The organism is Moorena sp. SIO3B2, from assembly GCF_010692525.1.
GTDB classification, from domain to species: domain Bacteria; phylum Cyanobacteriota; class Cyanobacteriia; order Cyanobacteriales; family Coleofasciculaceae; genus Moorena; species Moorena producens.
In genome coordinates this window covers 46,569-67,694 of record NZ_JAAHHE010000002.1, presented here as the reverse complement: position 1 = coordinate 67,694, position 21,126 = coordinate 46,569, and the positions used below count along the sequence as shown (strand labels likewise).

The window sequence follows — 21,126 nt, the reverse complement described above, 5'->3', positions numbered from 1 at the left end:
CAAGAGGCAAGAGTTAAGAAAATATATAGGGATTTTTGGTAATATCAAAAAAGTAACTTTCTTTGGTATAATTGATTTATAAATGCTAGAGTTGACAGGAGTTACATAGTTGACGCTAGGGATGAGATTGATTGATAGTAAGTGATCTAGATATCTACTAATGAGTCAGCAAGATAATGAGTCAGCAAGATTTAATTTCAATAGCCCTACTTTTACCGGCACCAGATATCGAAGCCTTAATTCAAGGGCGAATGATTGCTGCTATACCTCAGCTATTTATCAATCCAGGGCGAAAATTTGTCCTATATCCGTCTAAGATATTAACTAATAAGATATCAAGGAATAATCCATCAAGTCATTGCCTGTATCCTGAGCAATATTATCGCTCTAGTTTTAGAGAAATAGCCCAAAAAAGTCTAACGGCACTGAATTCTGAGACAGTTTTGATTAAGGCTTGGGCTAGGTGTGAACTTTGCCAACACCTGAAGAAAACTGAATCCTTGGAGAAGTTATCACTGTTAACGGTATGGACAGCAGCCGGATTACAAGCAAGACTTGAGAAACAGCAGGGTATTTTCCTGGCTTACTTGCGGGTTTATCAGTTGCCTAAAGTTCTTGAAGTACCTAGACATGATAGTATTAGTAATATTAGAAATACTACTAGTCAGCCCCTTGGAAAGTTTGTTAGTTTAGGTGATAATATTAGGGTTACTGACGATTGGCCAGTATTAAGCGATCGCATTTTCAGCCAACGGCGACACCAGCTAGAAAATCGACTCCCGCCACTGTATCCGGAATTGGAAGAATTACAGAGTCAAATCGCTAACCTGGCAATTACTAACCCAGCTGCTAAAGCCCTTGACGAAGAGATCAAAAAATTTATAGGCTGGAGTAGCAACAAGCAGTTAACCTCATCTAATCCAGATTTAGCTTGGATAAATACCATCGCAGCATTGGGAAATCGCAGCAAAGAGTTGGATCAAGGTAAAACTAATTATCAAGCTGGTACAGATTTTGAAAATATTGTTCGTGATAGCCTTAAGTTTCTAGGATTTACCATCGACCATGCTCACAAAGGTGGTGCTGGTGGCTTAGATTTATTCTGCTCAAAACCTTATCCCTTGGTGGGTGAGTGCAAGGCTGGGAAAAAAATTCCTAACGATACGGCAGTACAACTGTTGAATTTAGGAACATTACGTTTAAACAATCAAGAACTACTTAATAAAACGGCTAAGTTAATCATTGGCCCTGGTGAGCCGACTAAACAACTTATGGATGCAGCTATTGTACATGGTATGGCAATTATTAATCCTGAAACTCTTCAGAAGCTGGTGAAACTTCAAAGCCAGTATCCCAATTCCGTTGATTTAATTATACTAAAGGATTACTTGATACCTGGTCAAGCTGATCAGGAAGTTGAGAAATATATTAATCATGTTTCTGAAAAACTGAAATTGCGATCGCATATTGTCCAGCTGGTGAAAAAGCTGATTGACGATAGAGATAATCACACCGTGGGAGTAGAGATGATCTATGGAGCCTATAACTTCTCCAATCCACCCCAGTCCTTGACTCAGGCAGAACTACACGAAATATTGATTGAGCTTTCTTCTCCCTTAACTGGCTACTTGGGGAGAATCAAGGAAACGGATAGTAAAAGTGATTGCTTTTACTTCCTGCGGGACTTGCCCATGGATTAATTAGCACTTGTTCAGTCTAGTATTTTTCAATTTGGTGAGGTACTTTTTTTGAGGGAGCAGGGAGCAGGGAGCAGGGAGCAGGGAACAGGGAGCAGGGAGCAGGGAGCAGGGAGCAGGGAATAGGCAAGAGGCAAGAGGAACCCACCCCTAACCCCTCCCAGGAGGGGAAGGCAAGAGGCAAGAGGCAAGAGGCAAGAGGCAAGAGGAACCCACCCCTAACCCCTCCCAGGAGGGGAAGGCAAGAGGCAAGAGGCAAGAGGCAAGAGGCAAGAGGCAAGAGGTAAACAATCATGTGTACCTCATTAGGATATAAAGCGCTATAGTCAAAATCTGCCGGTTTGTGTAACGTTTTATTTCAAGATTCCAAATTTATGCTTGTGACCAATACCTAAAGCGTGATCAAGCTACCATGGAGATAGCCTTGAGCATCCCAAGAATGAGCTACTTTTAATGGCAAAGGATATCTACCACGAAACCGTGAAAACGGCTCTGATCAAAGACGGATGGATGATTACTAACGATCCCCTAGCATTAGCTGTTGGAGAGCGAACCGTTTACGTAGATATGGGCTCCGAGAAACTTTTTGCAGCAGAAAAAGATTGGCGACGTATTGCAGTTGAGGTAAAAAGTTTTATTCGTCCTTCTCCTGTACAAGACCTAGAAAATGCCCTTGGTCAATATGTGCTTTATAGAAGTTTGTTAAAAGAATCGATTATCCATCGAGAACGAACATTATATCTAGCGATTCGCAATGCAGTTTACTTAGATTTTTTTCAAGATAAAATTGCTCGAATTGCTATTGAGAGCAATCAGTTAAATTTGCTAATTTTTGAGGCCAACGGCGAGGAAATAGTGCAATGGATAGATTAGATGAGTATTCCAGATTAATTCGAGAAATTCTAGAGCGTTACGCTCGGATTAGTTACAGTCACGGAGATATCCAAAGTTATGCGATTGCCGATACTCTAAACAATCATTTTATGCTCATGGTTGTTGGCTGGGATGGCAAACGTCGAGTCCACGGCTGCATTACCCATGTTCAAATTATTGATGGAAAAATCTGGATTCAACGGGATGGTATCGAAGATGGCATCACCGAAGAACTAGTAGCTGCAGGGGTTCCCAAATCAGATATTGTGCTAGGGTTTCACCCACCAGAAGTTCGTCCCCATACTGGTTATGCGATCGCGTAGCGTGACCAAAGGTCAATCCCTTAACTCGCAACAGCTATATTGCTTTTTAAGCCAAGGCGTTCGCTTAGCGTGGCCATAGGCCAATCGCTTTTTTCACTGGTTATCAGCCAGGGGGTATTTCCAACTCTCATATCAATCCCGCTTCGTCTTATTTCAAGCCAAACTTTGCCCTCCCTGTAACCCATTGCCCTATCCTTAAAACAGATGAAGGGATTGAAATTTTACGTAAGGATTCAGCGGTCAGCCGTCAGCTGACGTAACAGAAATTAAACCAATGCTTACCTGTTTTATTCAAAAGCACCTCAAGTAGCACCATCTGTAGCGCATGAGCTGAGAGCTGAGAGCTGAGAGCACCTCAAGTAGCACCATCTGTAGCGCATAAGCTGAGAGCTGATAGCTGAGAGCTGATAGCTGAATGCTTACAATTTTACTAGTTGACAATTTAATAAAAAAAATGGTATAATCAAGGAAAATTAAATACATTTAATATCTATATAATTGCCAAATAGCTAATGAAAAATACTGCTAATTTTTCATAGCTAAACGCTATATAGTAATCAGATTTATGAAAAACTGAAATGGCGATTGGTCTACGGCCACGCTACGGTAACGCATTAGCTCATTGCTCAATGATAGTACATTTGTATTAAAATGTTGCTCCCTAGCTCCTGTTTTCTAATCACCATCCATTTTTGGTCTCAAAATTTTTAGCCAGTCAATTTTTAGGCATTACTCTTGGGTTAGTAAGTTGTAAGGTAATGTCAACCATCTGCGCCCAAACTTAAGTCAATACCAAGCCATCGGCAATTTCGAGAGTCTGCATCTTGACCCAAAGTTGCCCCTCAAGACTAAAATCATCTTGAGCGATTGACTTTTTGGCTCCTTGCCCCAATGGTGAAATTGTGAACCCCTTGATGAAGAGCAATGAGTGAATCTGAAAACCCCAATAACCTTCCCCTTCCTGAGTCTACTACCGAAATGGATAACCAGGATACTAAGAAGCAAGATCAGCAGCAGACCGACCATAACCCAAAAATGCTCAGCTTCGCACCAGTACCTGATGATTTCACGATAGTATCTGATGATATAGATAATCTTATTGAACAGTCAATACTAGAACAGACTATAGAATCACTCCTTACCACCATGGCATCATCAGTTACAGAAACGGATACTGATGGCACTGATGATACTGATACCACTGATATTGACACTGAGATAGCTGATGTTTCTGAGGAACAGTTAGCCAAGGATGGTGAATGGTTTGCCTTAGCCCAAAAACTGAGCTTGGACAATCATCGCTTAAAGCAGCAAGTGACTCAGCTGCAGCAAGCACTCCAGGAAAAACAGCAGGAGTTAAACGGACAAGCTAAGCAATTGCGAGAGTACGACAAACTCCTGTCCACAAAAGATCTGGAACTCAATACAGTTCAAGACCAATTAACCCGTTTGTTCCACACTCTAGAATCATCCCATCAATCCGGTCAACGCCAGCAAATTTTGGTCGAAACCTTATCAGAACAGTTACAAAGCTCTCAGGATCAAGTTGCCAGACTCGAACAGGACTATTCCCAAACCCAGCAGCGCTACAACGAACAATCTCATCAGCTGGTGCAATTGAAAGATACCTGTCGAGAACTTAGAACCCGTCTATACCGACAACAACAGCAAACCTTGCAATTTAAGGTAGCCTTAGAAAAGTGTCTGGAAATGCCTGCCTCTGAGAGTTCTGTGGTACAACAGCAAGAGAGTCGGAGCATCATTGCTCAGCAATCTCTGCTACAAAAAGCCCAGCCCATTAGACCCTGGTCTGCTGACCCAGAGTTATTTGCAGAAGAATTTATTTTCAGCAGTACTGGTAATTCTCCTGCCCAGTCTGAATCTACCACAGAAGCATTATCGGTTGACAGCAGCCAACCTAACCAAACTGATCCTATATCCCCAGCAGATGCCTTAGGTCCAGGGCAAACTCAGGTAATCTCCCCTGAAAATGTGACAGCCAAAGAGTTAGAAGTAGCACAACAGTTAATTGAACAAATGTCTGCCCTGGCAGAGGAATTTGGGTTGTCCGAGTTGCCATCAGAGTGGGCTGATACCAAAGTCGATGGCACATCAGAACTAGAAACCACACTAGAAACCGCTAACTTAGATGAATCTGACCAAACCGTTGAATTGACTAGTGACCTTGAGGAAACCAGTAGGTCAGAGCATACTCAGACCTTGGAGCCTGAAGCCAATCCACCGAGTGAGGAATTGCCAGAAGATATCATAGAGGCTGAGTCAAAGTCAAATCAAACCAATGACGTATTTCCGTCTCACGGTAAGTCGCCATCACCAGTACTCTATCCCCTACGTCCCTCCAAAGGGCGCAAATCCTTAGCGTCTATTGAATTACCAAGGTTTCCCCGTTATCGTTCTTCCTGAGGTTGACCCATAGATTAGGTTCGATGACACAATAGTTTCACATACTGATATATTAAAGAATTTAAAGTTCTGTAACCTCTGGCGCAAGACTATCAAAACCCTGCGGTAAACTAGCCCTTGATCCTTAAAATTCCCTGTCGTTTGCCTCAAACGCCGACAATACGAACCTAGGCAAAGATAATCCTGGTGGAATCATCGGGAATATCCCCAATTTTCCCAAGGAGACAGGTAAGCGGTTTTTCCGCAATGTCCGATAAAAAAATGTAGGAGTTCTTAAATCAATGTCTCATAGCGTTAAAATTTACGATACCTGTATTGGTTGCACCCAATGTGTTCGGGCTTGCCCTCTAGATGTATTGGAGATGGTTCCCTGGGATGGCTGTAAAGCTGGTCAGATTGCCTCTTCTCCTCGTACAGAAGACTGTATTGGTTGCAAGCGGTGCGAAACTGCTTGTCCTACTGACTTCTTGAGCGTCCGGGTTTACCTGGGAGCTGAAACAACTCGCAGCATGGGCTTGGCTTACTAAGCATTAACAAGCGCAATCTATCCGATGTTGACGGTTGACTGTTGATGGTCAACCGTTGACGGTCAACCGTCAACACAGGACACTCCACTCATAGCATGGCTATAGTTTGAGTATTATGCTTACTTACTAAACTCAACACTATGTGTGGAATAGTCGGCTATATCGGTCCGCAAATCGCTACAGAAATTTTAATGGCAGGATTAGAGAAACTCGAATATCGGGGTTATGATTCTGCTGGGATTGCTACAGTTTCGGAAGGGGATGTTCATTGTGTCCGTGCTAAGGGAAAATTGCACAATTTGCGCGAAAAACTGGTACAAATCGAAAACCAGGCGCGGATTGGCATTGGACACACGCGCTGGGCAACCCATGGTAAACCGGAAGAGTATAATGCTCACCCCCACATGGACATGGCAATGCGGGTGGCAGTGGTACAAAATGGCATTGTTGAAAACTACCGGGAATTGCGGGAGGAATTGATCCAGCGGGGACATGAATTCCGCTCCGATACCGATACAGAAGTTATTCCCCATCTAATTGCTGAGTGTTTACAGCAAAATTCTGCTTCTTCCTCTTCGTTCTTTTCTCCTTTCCTAGAAGCAGTGCGGCAAACAGTGAATCGATTAGAGGGAGCTTTTGCCCTAGCTATCCTTTGTGCTGACTATCCTGATGAATTGATTGGAGTGCGGCAACAGGCTCCTTTGATTATTGGGTTTGGTCAAGGGGAATTTTTCTTTGGCTCAGATACCCCAGCATTGTTACCCCATACCAGGGCAGTATTGAACTTAGACAATGGGGAAATCGCACGGTTAACTCCCCTAGGGGCAGAAGTTTACGACTTTGAGGGTCGTCGCTTGAATAAGTTCCCCCGTACCCTCAGTTGGAATCCCTTTCAAGTGGAAAAGCAAGGATTCCGACACTTTATGCTTAAGGAAATTTATGAGCAACCAGGGGTAGTGCGCAACTGTTTCGAGCGGTATCTCAATAGTCATTGGCATGCTAATCCTACAGAGGCAGAGGCAGAGGCAGACCTGGCTAATTCCCCAGTTCAGTTAGGCATACCAGAGTCACTGTACGGGGATGTAGAACAGATTCAGATTCTGGCGTGTGGGACCAGTTGGCACGCTAGTTTGGTGGGTAAATATTTGTTGGAGCAGTTGGCAGGAATTCCCACCATGGTGCAGTATGCATCTGAGTTTCGTTATGCACCAGGTCCGTTAACTAAGAATACCCTAACCATTGGGGTAACTCAGTCTGGGGAAACTGCTGATACCTTAGCAGCACTGGAGATGGAAAAACACCGTCGCAGTGGATTAGACCCTCTCTATCAGCCCCGACTCCTGGGAATTACGAATCGACCAGAAAGTTCTTTGGCTCAGTTGGTGCCTGATGTGATTGATACCCAGGCAGGTATTGAAATTGGGGTGGCGGCCACTAAAACCTTTGTGACCCAGTTAGTGGCCTTTTATTGTCTAGCGCTAGAGTTAGCTTACCGACGTAATACTCTCGCCCCTGAAAAAATTCAAGCAATTATGGCAGACTTACGGCAATTGCCTACTCAGATTGAGCAAGTGCTGGAAAGTCAAGAAAAGTATATTGAAGAATTAGCCCATGAGTTTGCGGAAACCCAAGACTTTATCTTTGTAGGACGCGGGATTAATTTTCCGATTGCTTTAGAAGGGGCGCTGAAACTTAAGGAAATTAGCTATATTCATGCTGAAGGCTACCCAGCTGGGGAAATGAAGCATGGTCCGATTGCTCTGCTGGATGCTAAGGTGCCTGTGGTTGCGATCGCAATGCCTGGTGCTGTCTATGAGAAGGTAATTTCTAATGCTCAGGAAGCTAAGGCTCGGGATGCTCGGTTGATTGGGGTGACACCGAGCAATGGCAAAGAGGCGATGGATATCTTTGATGATTTGTTACCTGTACCAGAAGTCGAGGAGTTGCTTTCACCAATTCTGGCAGTGATTCCGTTGCAGTTGTTAGCCTATCACATTGCGGCAAGGCGAGGGTTGGATGTGGATCAGCCCAGGAATTTGGCGAAGTCGGTGACTGTGGAATAGATTTTTTGTTGACTGCTGAAGGGTGTTCGCCTAGCCTGGCCTTTTGGCCAAGGTTATTTAGGGCTGGCTGCATGAATGCAGAAGGCATACCCGACAAGGCTTTCAAGCCTTTTTTCCCAAAACAAGTGCAAGGAATAGGCATCTTGTCGCTCAAAAACCTGGTACTTTTGTCGGAAATCCCTGGGTTTTCTTGGGAAACCAAGGGGTGAAACTCAGATTTCTCAAGCTGTGTAGCCTCTAAAGTCGCTTTGTAGACTTATTCAGCAAGCCCTATTTAGTTGAAGGTTATTTGGTTGAAGATTGAAGGTTGAATGTGAACGCGTGGCCAAAGGCCAAGGTTATAGGGTTGAACGCGCACCCGTGGCCTTTTGGCTAAGGTTACAGGACTTACGCAGTAACACTACCTTTAGGGTGCATTACCTCTAGTGGCGTGGCACAGCTAAAATAGTGCAATAGTTTTTTCTGCTAAACCCTTGTTAAAAGTAGATTATGGTATTTTTCTAAAGCAACATTTAAGGTATGCCACGCCACTAGGGTGAATTAATAACGTACCCTACTAAACTAATTTGTTCTAGGATTAAACTTACCGACTGGTTAGCATTGGTAAAGTTGAGCAAAAACCATGACCGTTACCAAAATTATTGGGTTTAAAGCCCCGTCCTTATAGGACGGCTTTTCTTTTAGACTTCGTATTGAAAGTTTACACTAGATGTGCTATTCTAAAATTATAAGCAATAGACTTTTGTACCAGCTAGATACTATCTAAACATAAGTAGGCAACGTAAAAAATATGTAGAGCGTACATATTGCGTAATTGGGTCTAACGACTTAAATGTCTATGAAGAATTTAGATAAAAAAGTATCTAGTTAAATAGATAAACATAAAGGTACGGTGGGGCACACCGAAACCTAGGTCAAAGACCAAATACGCTTGTGGAGAGGAGACCTCTATTTTTCCTGGCTCCGGCCTGGTTAAACAAGTCACCCCGTGGAAGCAAGAATCCCCGTCCTTCCAGGGCGGTGAGTGTCAATATACCCATCAAAGCTATCCAACTCACACCCGGTAGTGTCATTACTATAGATAACCTTAAATGGCAAGACTTTGAAACAATTCTTGAGGAAATTGGGGAAAAGCGACAAGTGCGGCTGACCTACTATCAAGGAAATTTAGAAATCATGTCCCCCCTTGCCATTCACGAAAGACCCCAATCGATTACCCACTATTGCCAATTATTTCTCAGGCACACAGGTTCCCACTAAACAAGCTCGATCCAAATTAACACCACTCAAAGAAGCCCCATCCATCTCAGCACAAAGCAAATTCGCCCCACTGAGATTACTACCAGATAGATTAGCTCCACGGAGATCGGCCTCTTCCAGATTTGCTTCACTTAAGGTTGCCCCTTGTAAATCTGCCTGAGACAAATCGGCTCCCTTCAAATTGGCACTATTAAGATTAGCTCCTCGCAAATCTGCCCCTCGCAAATCTACCCCTTGCAAATTCACCCCCATCAAATTGGCACCACTTAAAAAAGCACCGGTAAAGGAAGCCTGACTCAACTTAGCCCCCATCAAATTAGCGCCTCGGAGATTACCACCCCGCAAGTCCGCACCACTCAAATCCGCCTGCATCAAATTAGCTCCTAGCAAATTCCCCCGCAAGTCAGCAGATTCGAGTTTGGCACCAATTAAGTTAGCACCATCGAGACGAGCACCATTCAAATTAGAGCCAGAGAAATTTACCCCCACAAGTGTTGCACCAGCAAGATTAATTTTTTCCAATTGGCTACCGGAAAGATCCTCATCTTCCAAATCTGCTCCTGGCAGTTGCTTTACTTTCCCCGCCCGAATTGCTTCAATTTCCATCAACCAGATAACCTTGGCCAAAAGGCCACGCTACGCGTTCAACTGTTCATCCTTCACCCTACCCTACACCGGACCCCTGGGCAAGAACAACCTTGGCCAAAAGGCCACGCTACGCGAACAACCCAATAACCTTCAACCCAATAACCTTCAACCCTCAACCTTGGCCAAAAGGCCACGCTACGCGAACAACCTTCAACCTTCAACCTTCAACCTTCAACCTTGGCCAAAAGGCCACGCTACGCGAACAACCTTCAACCTTCAACCATATAACCTTCAACTTTTCTTCCTTCATCCTTCAACCGTTACTCTTTCCTCAGATAAGGAATCAAGCAACCACATTCCTGAAGCAATTTTAGGCTGATTAGCCTGCAAACTCATACCCTGCTGCATTCCCATCACTATCAGTCCCAGGGTTTCCACCAGTTTAGGGTCAAACGCTTCCCCTGACAATGCCTGACAGCTTCTTAGGGCAATAGACAGAGCATCCTCCTCAGATTCATGGGTATTGAGTTGCTGCTGAAAATAGGCCATCAGCCTCAAAATCCTCGATTCCAAGGGAATATTATCGTAAGCTAAGCCATCCGGTTGTCCTGAACCATCCCAGGATTCGGTTTGATGGGTAATAATGTTAGCGACAGCCTGTAATCGAGGCATAATCCGTAACACCGATCCCCTCGGAAGAGATTCCTGCTTCTCGATTACGTCTTTCTGAGCAGCTGACTTAGGGGGTAGTTCTATGTTAACCCCCTGCAAGGGGGATAGACGGTGCAAGAGTGCTGCCAGACTTAAACGTTTCAGTTGCCATGCTGGTAAATCCAGCAACTGCCCGATAGTCTCACACAAGGTTTTTACCTCAGCGCCAGCATTGGGATTGACAGCATCCGCTTGGTCAATTAGCTGGGCCATACGCAAGAAAGCCTGCATTTCATTAGAAACCAGGTTATCGTCTAACACCTGAACATGGCTAGGGGAGGTATGGGAAGGTAACTCTTGTTGACCCTTCTGAAGATAGTTCACGACCCGATTCACCACTGCCCCAATATAGTCTCGTGGCTTGGTGCTTTCGATAATCTGTTGAAGTTGTGCAGTTAAGCTGGCTTGCAAGTCTGGCTTATATTTACCAATGTGAGCGATCGCAAACTCCACTGTCTCCCTGACCAAGTCTGGCTCAAATGTCCAGAATCCGTAGAATTTGCGCTCTCGGTCTTGCTCTGGCAGTCCTTGAGTGCCATAATCCGACTCAGATAATTCTTGACATAACACCATTGCTGTGTATGTCTCGGAAATAATAATCAAGTGCCACTCTTGAGCTACAGGATCGGAGGAATCTAAACTAACTAGGGCAACATTCGACCGCTGGCTGGTGGGATGTTCAGCAAAGCCAGTATCTGGTGCTGCTAGGATTACCACCTGAGATGATTTTACCGCTATATCGCCGTAGCGTTCAGCTTCCTCAAGATACCATTGGCCCCGCTGGAAGGCCGTAATCATTAGTGGAGCACTGTCGGACTCTAGGATAAAGTCTTCTAGGGCATGGCACAGCGATACTAAGGTATTTTTGTAATAAACTCCAAAGCTTAAAGGTTTTTTGGTGCCGCGATGGGCTTGTTCTAGTTTTTGTAATATCGAACCTGAGCGCATGGTTACTAAAAAATTGTTAATTAAATTTTGTTAATTAAATTTTGCCATTTCACCTTTCTATTTACTTAAACTGACCAGTTGTTTTTCTTGGCGTTTATTTGCTACTATTGGGGCAGTGAGGGCTGCTTCTAATGGAGCGACTCCTAGTCTTTCTTCAAGGATTTTCATCACTTCACGGCCAAAATCATTGGAATTTTGCCGCCAAGCTTCCAGACAAACTTCACCAAAGAAAGACCCTAGGGGTTCGGGATTCCATAGGAGTTTCTTAGCTGTCCAGGGCATCAGACTCATGGGATCATAGTCCCGATTGAGGATAGTTTTGTCAAAGGCGTACTGTTCTAAATGGGTATGGGGTTGTAGACCAATGAAGAAGATAGCTGGTTCAACTTTATCCCTACCAAATATTTGCTCTAGTTCCCGGTGATAGGCAATAGTCTGACGAATGGTATCAAAGGTTTCATCGATCACATTGAAAGAATAGTTGACGGAAACTAGGTCATTGAAGCCAGCTGCTTTTAAATCACGACAGTTTTGTAGTACGGTGCGTAGGTTATAGCCCATGCGCATTTTCCGCACCAGTTCCTGAGAACCACTGGTAATCCCGATTTCAAAGTAATTCATCCCGGTTTTTACCATCAGGTCGCATAATTCTGGGGTAAGATTGTCTGCCCGAATGTATGCTGCCCAGTTAATGTCGCTCATTCCAGCATCAAGGATTTTCTGCAACAGTTCAACCGCATCACCAATGAATTTTTTGGCAGGAATGAACTGAGCATCAGTGAACCAGAACTTGCGGATGCCTCGGTCATAGAGTTGGCGCATTTCTGCGACCACTTCATCTGCCGGGTTAATCCGTACCTGTTTGCCTTCTACAACCGTATAGATACAGTAGCAGCAGTTATGGGGACACCCACGCTTGGTTTGAACTCCAATGTAAAAGTCGTTCTGTTGGAAGTAATAATCAAAGCTGGGCCAGATGCTTTGAATATAGTCGTAGTTGCAAGCAATTTTTTCAATGGGAGTGGGAGATTCATGGATCATGCGATCGCGTGGCTTAGCTTGCCCTACCACATAACAGCGCTGATCATCGAAGTCCTGACCCCGGAGAATTTTCGTGAGTAAGGTTTCCCCTTCTCCAACGGAAACGATGCTTCCAGTTGGCAGTTTATTTTCCAACTGCTCATAGAATACACTAACTGCTCCACCCCCCACAATCAAGCGAGCGTCTGGGTTATATCGTTTAGCCCGTTTGAGTCCTTGTTTGATTAACCCCAAGTTACCCCACAGTTCCCCATAGTAAGACGCCGCTAAACGCAGACCCCCCAGCGCTCCCCGTAATTTCACCAAGGGATTGCCAGCATAGTAAAACTCGAAGGCATTTTGGAGCGGGTTACCACCCCTACCACCCACTGGAGCATAAATTTGAATGTCGCGCCAGGAAAATACCAACAGGGTTGGTTTAAATTGGTCTATCTCAGTATCCAAGGCGCTGCCAAAGTCTAGGGGAGGTACAGTTCCCAAGTCAAAAATGCGCTGTTCTACACCCGGGAACTGTTTATGAACATGGTCAGCTAAATAAACCACCCCGATCGGAAAGATTGGATTACACGGAAGGCGAACATATAGTATTTTCTGTTCCATTGGTAACTGTTTATAGTAATGTTTTTTTGTTATTATAAGTTTTTTTTATCAGTAAGGTTAGTTTGGGTTATTCTTGACCAATTCCGATCGCCTTTGGCGCGGGCAAAGCCCATCGCGTAGCGTGGCCGTTCGCGTAGCGTGGCCGTTCGCGTAGCGTGGCCGAAAGGCCAAAAGGCCAATTAAGCTCAAGATTTCAAGCCAGATCTATACCCAGAGTTATAGACAGATTTATCTACCGCCATTTTCTCTACTTTGAGACTACGGCGGGCAGAAGCTACCAAGGGTGGGCAACAATTATGAAATTGGTTTTTACATATCTTAACTTTACCAAAATTAGGGATTTACCTCAACCTTATGGTAGTTTTGTCTATAGGGATCAAAAATCAGCATCAAGTCATCTAATAGAGTAAAGTACTATAATAGGCTTTATAGAATGAGCATTAGACCTGATTTATACTGAATATCGCTAAAAAAAGCAAATAATCCTAAATAATACCAATAATTAGCATACTGACGCGGTTTTGTCGGTGATAGGCTGAGGTAGACTTCAATAATTAGTAGCCATGTTTACAGCTCGCCGGGATCATAAATGCTACCTTGGTGTTTGTAATAAATTAACCTTTAGAGAATTAATAGATATGACACAAATTTTTGATCCTATTCCTTCAGATAGCCAAGATTCCGTTCTGTGCTGCTATGTGAACGCCACTAGCCAGATCCAGATTGCTAGAATAACGAATATACCTAACTGGTACTTTGAAAGAGTTGTTTTCCCAGGGCAGCGCTTAGTTTTTGAAGCACCGCCACAGGCTCTTCTAGAAATACATACAGGGATGATGGCAAGTGCCATTCTCTCAGATACTATCCCTTGTGACCGCTTATTGGTTAGCCAAAGTGGTAATGCTTATGGCTATCCTGTTTCCGCCGAATCAGCCCAACCTGCCGATATCAAGCCACATCCAGAAACAGTTGATAGTCAAAGAGTGTTCACTGAAAAATTGCCTACCCTGGTTAGCGCGGTCTAGTTACTATCTCTATACGTTGGGGTTGCTTACAACAGGAGCAACCCCTTTTTCATTGGTTGAAGGTTGTTTGGTTGAAGGTTGTTTGGTTGAAGGTTGAAGGTTGTTTGGTTGAAGGTTGAAGGTTGTTTGGTTGAAGGTTGAAGGTTGAAGGTTGTTCTTGCCCAGGCGTCCCTTGTCAGGTAGGTTGAGAGTTCAAGCTAAATAGGCTATAGTGCTAGACTTGTAACTTGTCACTTGGTCTGTAACCATAGCAAGGGTAATTCAAAAGTGAACAAGAACAGATCTTGAGATTCTGTTCCATCACCCCATCACCCCATCACCCCATCACTCCATCACCCTGTGAATCTGCCTTCTTTTCTCTGGCTCTGGAAAATTGCTGCTTGGTCTATGGGTTTATCCCTCTTTGCCTATGTACTCCTGGCAATCACCGGCAGCATTGTGTTTTCTCAACGTCACTCTGGACGTCCACGACCGACTTGGTTACGCCCTCTGCACTACATCATTGGTTGGATCATGGTCGCTCTAGTCTTGGTTCTGCTGGGGATTGGTTTAGTAGGTACCATCGGCCATTACGGTCATCTAGGCCATTCAGCCCACTTAATAGCTGGATGGTCTGTGGTAGCACTGGTATTACTCTCAGCCTTTAGTGCTACCCAAATTAGCCCTCAAGAACCCTTAGCAAGGGCTGTTCACGTTGCTACTAACATTGCTTTGCTAGTGGGATTTACCTGGGTTTCCCTTACTGGTTGGGAAGTTGTGCAGAAATATATTAGGCATTAGTCATTTGTTAATTGTTAGTTTCGATTTTAAATTTATCGAAAGTTTAAAGTTTAAACTTTTAACTTTAAACTTTAAAGTTATCTGTCAGGGATGGATAGCTTTACTTTGCCGATGGACGATTTTGAGAGCGATAAAAAGGCTTTTTGACCACAACGGCGGGATAGGATTTACCCCGGATTTCTACTTCCAGCTGCTGTCCAACTTTGCCCAACTTTCTGGGAACATAGGCTAGTGCGATCGCATTTCCTAAGGTTGGTGCTAATGTACCACTAGTAACAACTCCTACCACCTCACCATCAGCTAGGACTGGGTAACCATGGCGAGCAATCTGCCTTCCTTGCATCTGGATCCCAACTAGCTTGCGCTCGATCCCCGTTGCTTTTTGTTGCTCTAGCACCGAGCGTCCGATGAAGTCTCCTTTGCTATCAAGATGCACTAGCCAACCTAACCCAGCTTCTAAGGGTGTCGTGGTATCATCAATATCTTGTCCGTAGAGTGCCATAGCCGCTTCTAGGCGCAAGGTATCTCTGGCACCTAAACCACAGGGAGTGACACCAGACTCTAAAAGTTTGTGCCACAGCTCTATGCCGACATCTGGGTCTAGCATCAGCTCAAATCCGTCTTCCCCTGTGTAACCGGTTCTAGCAATAAATGCCGGTTTCCCCAACACCGTTGCCTCTAGATGTCCAAATGCTTTGACTGGTGCTAAGGCTTCTTTGACAAATGGCTGAAGATGTGATATTGCCAATGGTCCCTGTACTGCAATCAAGACTTTTGATGTTGAGAGGTCTTGTAAGGTAACTGAGTCAGCATCCAGGTGAGCTAACAACCAGTCTTTGTCTTTGGTGCAGGTTGCTCCATTAACAATCATCATCCCCCGCTGCTCCCCAGACTCCTCCTCACCTTGGTAGTAGAAGATAATGTCATCAATGATTCCACCATTCGGATTTAACAACACCGTGTATTGAGCTTGACCCGGTTGCAAGCGGGTTAAATCCGAAGGCACTAGAGACTGCAATTGCTCCCGTAGTTGCTTACCATTAAAAGCAAACTTACCCATATGGGAGATGTCGAAAATTCCGACAGCAGTTCGTACTGCAGCATGTTCTTTTTTCAATCCGCTAAATTGTACTGGCATTTCCCAACCGGCAAAAGCTGTCAAGCGGGCATTTTGTGCTACCACCTGGTCAAAGAGGGGAGTGCGAGCCAGTTTAGGGGTTTCGGATTGGGACTCTGGAGATCCTGGGGAATTGGCCACGGGTTTTAATAATGGTGTTCAGTTATCAGGTTAGTGTACCATCTATCTGCTATTATCAGATGCGTTCCCGTAGCGTGTGCGTAGCACAATGTGGAATGGGCATCTTGCCCGTTTAGCACAATGTAGAATGGGCATCTTGGCCGTGTAGCACAATGTGGAATGGGCATCTTGCCCGTTACAATTTCGCGTTTTTTTAACAACAGTTGCTAAACAGTTAGTAAATACGCCCCTTTTAAATTTATCACTGTTAAGGTACTATATTATCTTGGTAAAGACTATCCCACTAATATGAACAAGAAAGTAATTTGGTATATCAAATCTCAAGTTGGAGTTCTGCTTTTTCCCTTAGGTTTATGCTTATTTGGAGAAGCCGTTTCTAAAAGAATTGAAGGAGAGCCTTGGTTTTGGTTAGGAACCTTAAGCTTAGTTGTGATTAATGCCGGGATTGGTTTGATGATTGAAAGCGGATTGATATCCGGTTTTCCCAGAGATAAGGTGGCCAAAGACGACTCAAACTAGTCAGTTATCAAGACTGAATTAAGTTTTTATGTAAGCATATGCGCTACTTGAGGTGCGGTCAGCGGTCAGCGGTCAGCGGTCAGTGGTCAGTGGTCAGCTTAAAATCAACCTTTTTCCTCAGATTAAACTAATCCTTACCTGTTTTATTCAAAAGACTTTCGTGACTATTAAACTAATCCTTACCTGTTTTATTCAAAAGCTGATAACTGATAGCTCATAGCTGATAGCTCATAGCTGATAGCTCATAGCTGATAGCTTACAGTAGTTTACCAAGGTAACTCGCTTCCATCCCAGGAGAAAAACTGTCCACTATCCCCTTTATCCAGCTTTTCGATCACCGCCAGTAGTTGAGTAACAGTACGCTCTACTGGGAATAACTTATCAGCAGGTACATTTTTTTGAAAGGGTTTAGAAAGGCGCGTATTGGTTGTACCAGGATGCAAGGTAACAACGATAGTTTGAGGACTTTTTCTACTGTATTCAATTGCCACTGTTCGCATAAACATATTTAAGGCTGCTTTCGATGCTCGATAGCCATACCATCCTCCCAGTTGGTTATCACCAATACTGCCAATTTTGGCAGAAATGCTAGCAAAAATACTGCGATCGCTATGACGGAATAATGGTAATAAATGTTTAGCCAGCAGCACTGCTCCAATACTGTTCACCTGGAAGTAACGGATCAAGTGTTCTGAATTAATCTGTTTCAGGCTTTTTTCTGGTTGTAAGCTGCCGTCATGAAGCAATCCAACACAATTAATCACTAAGTGGAGTTTGTCTATCTCTACACTGATTTGTTTGACAGCTTCAGATACTTGCAACTCGTCGGTAATATCCATCGATAGACAAACTAATCGATTAGGATAGTTGTTTTCAAGCCCAATTAATTCCGAACTAGAATCACGGTTACGATAACTGCCATAAATCTTGGTAAACGTTTCATCTTGCAGCAATTGTTTGACAAAAGCCAGACCAATACCTCCGCTGGAACCGATAATTAAGGCATTGGCATTGTTAATTCCATCTATAGACATTTATTAGGGCTCCGCGCAGGGAGTAGACAGTAGGGAGTAGGAGAAGTTTGGGAAGTTTAGGGACATAGGAGAGATTTTTATTAAGGGTAATTATCCGGAGATAATTTTAAGGTTTATCTTAACAAACAACATTAGCTCAAAATTTGTGATAAATCTAGCACGAATCCAGACAACACATCCTCTCCTGACAAGCTGCTCGGGGATTCCAAAACCTCCCTATCCTGCCCAGGGCGATAAATTGCTACCTGTTGATTTTGAGGGTCAATTAACCAACCTAGACGTACACCACAGTCCATGTACTCTTGCATCTTTTCCCGCAACGTCTTCAGGTTGTCATTAACAGAGCGGAGTTCCGCCACAAAATCAGGAGCCATTGGTAATAATTTATCAGGATCCCGATTAAGTGCTTCTAATCTTTCTACCCTTACCCAGGAGGCATCAGGAGAACGATTGGCACCATTAGAAAGCGTAAAGCCCGTTGAAGAATCAAACACTAATCCGGTTCCATCACTATCAGCCCAATTACCCAAACGTTGCGTCAGTCGGCTATTCCGGTTTCCGCTTTTCCATCCCGTTGGTGCCATGATAATTAGTTCTCCCTTGCTGGTACTCTCAAGACGTAAATCTTTATTGTCCTGACAGAGTTGGAAGAACTGTTCATCTGTTAGTTTAATCGTGGGAGCTAAGTTGAGAATAAGAGCAGTCATAATTGATAATTATAGCAATTTCGGGGAGATAGGGAATCGGGAATCGGGAATCGGGAATCGGGAATCGGGAATCGGGAATCGGGAATCGGGAATCGGGAATCGGGAATCGGGAATCGGGAATCGTAGTAAAGAGCTGGGAGTATTTTTTGAAATTATACTAAATTAGCGTAAGCTATCAGCTATCAGCTATCAGCTATCAGCTATCAGCTATCAGCTATCAGCTATCAGCTATCAGCCAAAGGCCAACGGCTGACCACTGACCACTGAACACTGACCGCTGACCGCTTACCTTAGGGTTTAAAAGTACCCACTGAAATATCAACACTAACTGGGTCTTCATTATCCACTAAACCATCGCCATTATCATCCCAAACAGAGGTCGCGAAAAAACCGCATATAATATCGATTTCCTGCTCAGAAACTCTCAAAAATAGAGACCCCTGTTTAGTCGCGCATTTAAATTCTGCTTTCTGGACTAGCTCTGGAGCCTTTGTTCGTAATTGAGGCAATACTTTCTGGCACTGTTGGTCAGAAGTAGAGCAAACTAATGGCTTCACAAACGTAGAATCATTGGCTACTAAGGGCAAAACCCCTAACCATGTACCAGTGCGACTGCCATTTCCTATAGGTTTATCCCAACAAAAAAAGCTGACTCGCTGGGGTTGTCCTTGATTCTGAAAAACCTTTAAACTTAAATGTTTGCTATCACTACACTCCCTTTCCCATTCAGCTATTTGTTCAGGAAAACTATCGCCAAGGTCAGCTAAAACTTCCTGACATTGGCGTTCGCTACAATCCCCTGCTACGTTCCGAGGCTGGGTTTTATCTGCTGGGCTTTCACTAGCACAACCAAGCACAAGCAGAGCAACCATAACACTAGGAATTGCTAATCCTTTTAATCTCATGTCACAATTGCGAATAGTTATTATAGAGTTTCCTATAAATTTTATTCCCTGCTCCCTACTCCCTACTCCCTACTCCCTGTTCCCTGTTCCCTGTTCCCTGTTTCCTGTTCCCAGATCCGATGTTCCCTTTGCTATATAGCAATTTCAATTTAAATTTGCCATCCTCAATCTACAGAGCAAATCATTCAAAGCATCCTTAGCTGATGGTGCTTTTGGTAACCAACTAGACTCAGAAGCTTCCTCTAATTGACTCTGTAGACGACTATATTCTCCCTCATGAAATTCAATATTTGTATCTTCCAATACAGACTTTTCTGCTCCTGCTAGCTTTCGAGCAATTAAATCTGGAATATAAGGTAACTGGAACACCTGATTGAGCTTAACCAAGTTAGCTTCTATTTCGCCAGTTTTCATTAAATGGATACCAGTCAACAGCGCCCGATAGACATAAAGCAAAGGTTTGACCCGACATGGACTCATCTTTTGAAACAGTTTCCATTGAGTTCGGGAAAATCCTAGATAGTGATGGGCATGGTAGCAAGTAATGCATTGTTTTGCGATCGCTTTTAATTCCTCATGCTCCGGTGTAGTATGAATCACTAGGGGTGAGTACAGCTGCTCTAAGACATAACCATTCTTTTTCAGCAGCATCTCAAAGAACTTTTTGATATCGTGAGTGACTAGATCCAGTTCTATGGAATCCCGAATTTCCGAAACTTCAATCGTTTCCGGTCCCGGCTCTAGTCCTATAACTTTCTGTACTGGCAGAATGTGACTACCACGCAAATCATAATCAGAATCTGGTGAAGGGAAACCATACAAATGCGCTCCACTGAGGGTAGCGAATAACAGTGGATGGGGTTGAGTATAAATTACAGATAGTAGTTTTTGGTTTAAATTCATATATAACTAAACCATACTTTGACGTGCTTTAATCAAAAACCCATTAGCTGCTTCATAATCCGGACGTTCTGGCAAATTGGTGTTAGCAAAAGCAGCATCAAACTCTTGATGTAAACTCAATCGCCAAGCCGTAACCTCCTCCCATGGCATTTCATCCCGACGGATGGCTAGGAGTTGTTGCCGATACTCCTCAACTTTCACTGGTACAAACCCCTCTTTCAAGACTGTGATCCCTGAGAGCAATAAACGGATTAAGTGCATAGCATGTTTTAATCGAACTGCTCCTTTAGTCCGAAAATCTTGCTCCATTTTTTTAAATTGGGACATCACATACCCATTATAGGTTTGGTAAACCAACTTAGACAGAAAAATATCTCGAATAGCTAGCAATTCCTCTGCTATAGGAGTGGCTGTTTCCACTAGTGGTGTGTAGAGACATTCCAACACATTTGGATTAGCCTTCAGTGCCAAAATGATAAACTTTTGAAGCTCCCAGTAGCACTCCTGAGTCTCGTGCTTTTCTAACTGTTCCGGAATCCCATACAGTGACCAGTGAACCACAGCTGGTGGCAGGTAAATACCCCGTCTGTCTATATCAGAGTTTTCATCATCGAGACCAAATGCTCTCGACCCTACTACACAGCGGTAGATAACATGATCATATAAATTTAACTCTGTGAGTAAGTCTTCCGAGAGCTGTAACCCTTCTTTTTGGAAGTGTTTACGAATACTAAATTCATGGCGACGTAGGGTAACTTCCCTATCATCAGGCAAACGCACCCGATAGGCATGGGAATCATCTGTTGGTGCCTTGACTATTACACCGACTGCTCCTTGTACACATAATGTTTCACCCGCAGAGTTTTTAGCAGCCACACGAGTTACCACTTGGGTACCGACTGGCAAGATTAAGTGAGGATTCATTTGTTATAAGTTTTTT

Annotated in this window: 24 protein-coding genes; 13 read left to right on the top strand and 11 right to left on the bottom strand. The window is 43.8% G+C overall.

Annotation, left to right across the window (positions count from 1 at the left end; genetic code table 11):
• The first annotated feature begins 176 nt into the window (after nucleotides 1-176).
• Nucleotides 177-1,700, top strand: a complete 1,524-nt coding sequence (locus F6K38_RS00550; RefSeq protein ID WP_008181076.1) for a DUF1802 family protein — start codon at nucleotides 177-179, stop codon at nucleotides 1,698-1,700.
• A gap of 16 nt (nucleotides 1,701-1,716) precedes the next feature.
• On the opposite strand, the gene F6K38_RS00545 is transcribed toward F6K38_RS00550, so the two are convergent.
• Nucleotides 1,717-1,992, bottom strand: coding sequence for a hypothetical protein (locus F6K38_RS00545; protein ID WP_008181075.1), 276 nt, complete (start codon nucleotides 1,990-1,992; stop codon nucleotides 1,717-1,719).
• A gap of 158 nt (nucleotides 1,993-2,150) precedes the next feature.
• On the opposite strand from F6K38_RS00545, the gene F6K38_RS00540 reads away from it, so the two are divergent.
• The 6 genes from F6K38_RS00540 (at nucleotide 2,151) to F6K38_RS00515 (ending at nucleotide 9,167) form a co-directional block, all read left to right on the top strand.
• Nucleotides 2,151-2,570 (top strand): element excision factor XisH family protein, encoded by a 420-nt coding sequence (locus F6K38_RS00540; RefSeq protein ID WP_008181074.1) that lies wholly within the window; start codon nucleotides 2,151-2,153, stop codon nucleotides 2,568-2,570.
• A complete protein-coding gene (locus F6K38_RS00535; RefSeq protein ID WP_008181072.1) occupies nucleotides 2,558-2,893 on the top strand; it encodes a XisI protein in 336 nt (111 codons plus the stop codon). Before F6K38_RS00540 ends, F6K38_RS00535 begins: the two co-directional genes overlap by 13 nt.
• Before the next feature lie 924 nt (nucleotides 2,894-3,817).
• Entirely contained in the window at nucleotides 3,818-5,317 is a 1,500-nt protein-coding gene (locus tag F6K38_RS00530; RefSeq protein WP_008181064.1) for an AAA family ATPase, read from the top strand.
• A 281-nt stretch (nucleotides 5,318-5,598) separates the two neighbouring features.
• A complete protein-coding gene (gene psaC / locus F6K38_RS00525; protein WP_006616272.1) occupies nucleotides 5,599-5,844 on the top strand; it encodes a photosystem I iron-sulfur center protein PsaC in 246 nt (81 codons plus the stop codon).
• 140 nt (nucleotides 5,845-5,984) lie between these two features.
• On the top strand, nucleotides 5,985-7,907 hold the full coding sequence (glmS, locus tag F6K38_RS00520; RefSeq protein WP_008181061.1) for a glutamine--fructose-6-phosphate transaminase (isomerizing): 1,923 nt from the start codon (nucleotides 5,985-5,987) through the stop codon (nucleotides 7,905-7,907).
• Nucleotides 7,908-8,927: 1,020 nt separating this feature from the next.
• On the top strand, nucleotides 8,928-9,167 hold the full coding sequence (locus F6K38_RS00515; protein WP_202799165.1) for a hypothetical protein: 240 nt from the start codon (nucleotides 8,928-8,930) through the stop codon (nucleotides 9,165-9,167).
• Here F6K38_RS00515 and F6K38_RS00510 read toward each other — a convergent pair.
• Nucleotides 9,138-9,773 carry a pentapeptide repeat-containing protein gene (locus F6K38_RS00510; protein ID WP_008181057.1) on the bottom strand — a complete coding sequence of 212 codons (636 nt, stop codon included), beginning with the start codon at nucleotides 9,771-9,773 and terminating at the stop codon, nucleotides 9,138-9,140. The two genes, F6K38_RS00515 and F6K38_RS00510, sit on opposite strands and share 30 nt — an antisense overlap.
• A 13-nt stretch (nucleotides 9,774-9,786) precedes the next feature.
• On the opposite strand from F6K38_RS00510, the gene F6K38_RS00505 reads away from it, so the two are divergent.
• Nucleotides 9,787-10,134 carry a hypothetical protein gene (locus tag F6K38_RS00505; RefSeq protein ID WP_287247955.1) on the top strand — a complete coding sequence of 116 codons (348 nt, stop codon included), beginning with the start codon at nucleotides 9,787-9,789 and terminating at the stop codon, nucleotides 10,132-10,134.
• Here the strand turns inward: F6K38_RS00505 and F6K38_RS00500 are convergent.
• From F6K38_RS00500 to F6K38_RS00490, 3 genes are read right to left on the bottom strand one after another with little or no spacing between them, the layout of a single operon-like run.
• The gene (locus F6K38_RS00500; protein ID WP_008181053.1) at nucleotides 10,062-11,414 is read right to left on the bottom strand and encodes a DICT sensory domain-containing protein; all 1,353 of its coding nucleotides are present in this window, start codon (nucleotides 11,412-11,414) and stop codon (nucleotides 10,062-10,064) included. The two genes, F6K38_RS00505 and F6K38_RS00500, sit on opposite strands and share 73 nt — an antisense overlap.
• A 57-nt stretch (nucleotides 11,415-11,471) precedes the next feature.
• Entirely contained in the window at nucleotides 11,472-13,055 is a 1,584-nt protein-coding gene (locus F6K38_RS00495) for a photosystem II high light acclimation radical SAM protein (protein ID WP_287355890.1), read from the bottom strand.
• Nucleotides 13,056-13,087: 32 nt separating this feature from the next.
• A complete protein-coding gene (locus tag F6K38_RS00490; RefSeq protein ID WP_154659707.1) occupies nucleotides 13,088-13,234 on the bottom strand; it encodes a hypothetical protein in 147 nt (48 codons plus the stop codon).
• Nucleotides 13,235-13,693: 459 nt separating this feature from the next.
• On the opposite strand from F6K38_RS00490, the gene F6K38_RS00485 reads away from it, so the two are divergent.
• Both F6K38_RS00485 and F6K38_RS00480 read left to right on the top strand, forming a co-directional pair.
• Entirely contained in the window at nucleotides 13,694-14,080 is a 387-nt protein-coding gene (locus tag F6K38_RS00485; protein ID WP_044492458.1) for a DUF1830 domain-containing protein, read from the top strand.
• Between the two features lie 339 nt (nucleotides 14,081-14,419).
• Nucleotides 14,420-14,860 (top strand): DUF4079 domain-containing protein, encoded by a 441-nt coding sequence (locus F6K38_RS00480; protein ID WP_008181048.1) that lies wholly within the window; start codon nucleotides 14,420-14,422, stop codon nucleotides 14,858-14,860.
• A 100-nt stretch (nucleotides 14,861-14,960) separates the two neighbouring features.
• Here F6K38_RS00480 and gcvT read toward each other — a convergent pair whose 3' ends face one another.
• Nucleotides 14,961-16,118 carry a glycine cleavage system aminomethyltransferase GcvT gene (gene gcvT / locus F6K38_RS00475; RefSeq protein WP_008181046.1) on the bottom strand — a complete coding sequence of 386 codons (1,158 nt, stop codon included), beginning with the start codon at nucleotides 16,116-16,118 and terminating at the stop codon, nucleotides 14,961-14,963.
• Between the two features lie 288 nt (nucleotides 16,119-16,406).
• Between gcvT and F6K38_RS00470 the strand changes: the two genes are divergently transcribed.
• Nucleotides 16,407-16,637 carry a hypothetical protein gene (locus F6K38_RS00470; protein WP_008181043.1) on the top strand — a complete coding sequence of 77 codons (231 nt, stop codon included), beginning with the start codon at nucleotides 16,407-16,409 and terminating at the stop codon, nucleotides 16,635-16,637.
• 266 nt (nucleotides 16,638-16,903) lie between these two features.
• On the opposite strand, the gene F6K38_RS00465 is transcribed toward F6K38_RS00470, so the two are convergent.
• Nucleotides 16,904-17,671 carry an SDR family NAD(P)-dependent oxidoreductase gene (locus F6K38_RS00465; protein ID WP_008181041.1) on the bottom strand — a complete coding sequence of 256 codons (768 nt, stop codon included), beginning with the start codon at nucleotides 17,669-17,671 and terminating at the stop codon, nucleotides 16,904-16,906.
• Between the two features lie 131 nt (nucleotides 17,672-17,802).
• Complete coding sequence (locus F6K38_RS00460) at nucleotides 17,803-18,378, bottom strand: Uma2 family endonuclease (RefSeq protein WP_008181039.1); 576 nt, start codon at nucleotides 18,376-18,378, stop codon at nucleotides 17,803-17,805.
• Here F6K38_RS00460 and F6K38_RS00455 point away from each other — a divergent pair.
• Nucleotides 18,359-18,544 (top strand): hypothetical protein, encoded by a 186-nt coding sequence (locus F6K38_RS00455; protein ID WP_287355888.1) that lies wholly within the window; start codon nucleotides 18,359-18,361, stop codon nucleotides 18,542-18,544. The genes F6K38_RS00460 and F6K38_RS00455 overlap by 20 nt on opposite strands.
• A gap of 124 nt (nucleotides 18,545-18,668) precedes the next feature.
• Here the strand turns inward: F6K38_RS00455 and F6K38_RS00450 are convergent, their stop codons facing one another.
• Nucleotides 18,669-19,283: a hypothetical protein gene (locus tag F6K38_RS00450; protein ID WP_008181038.1), complete on the bottom strand. Its 615-nt coding sequence runs from the start codon at nucleotides 19,281-19,283 to the stop codon at nucleotides 18,669-18,671.
• On the opposite strand from F6K38_RS00450, the gene F6K38_RS00445 reads away from it, so the two are divergent.
• Nucleotides 19,282-19,422 (top strand): hypothetical protein, encoded by a 141-nt coding sequence (locus F6K38_RS00445; RefSeq protein ID WP_154659706.1) that lies wholly within the window; start codon nucleotides 19,282-19,284, stop codon nucleotides 19,420-19,422. The two genes, F6K38_RS00450 and F6K38_RS00445, sit on opposite strands and share 2 nt — an antisense overlap.
• 5 nt (nucleotides 19,423-19,427) lie before the next feature.
• Here F6K38_RS00445 and F6K38_RS00440 read toward each other — a convergent pair whose 3' ends face one another.
• Nucleotides 19,428-20,186: a nucleotidyltransferase domain-containing protein gene (locus F6K38_RS00440; protein WP_008181036.1), complete on the bottom strand. Its 759-nt coding sequence runs from the start codon at nucleotides 20,184-20,186 to the stop codon at nucleotides 19,428-19,430.
• A gap of 6 nt (nucleotides 20,187-20,192) precedes the next feature.
• The gene (locus F6K38_RS00435; protein WP_008181035.1) at nucleotides 20,193-21,110 is read right to left on the bottom strand and encodes a nucleotidyltransferase domain-containing protein; all 918 of its coding nucleotides are present in this window, start codon (nucleotides 21,108-21,110) and stop codon (nucleotides 20,193-20,195) included.
• Nucleotides 21,111-21,126 lie beyond the last annotated feature (16 nt).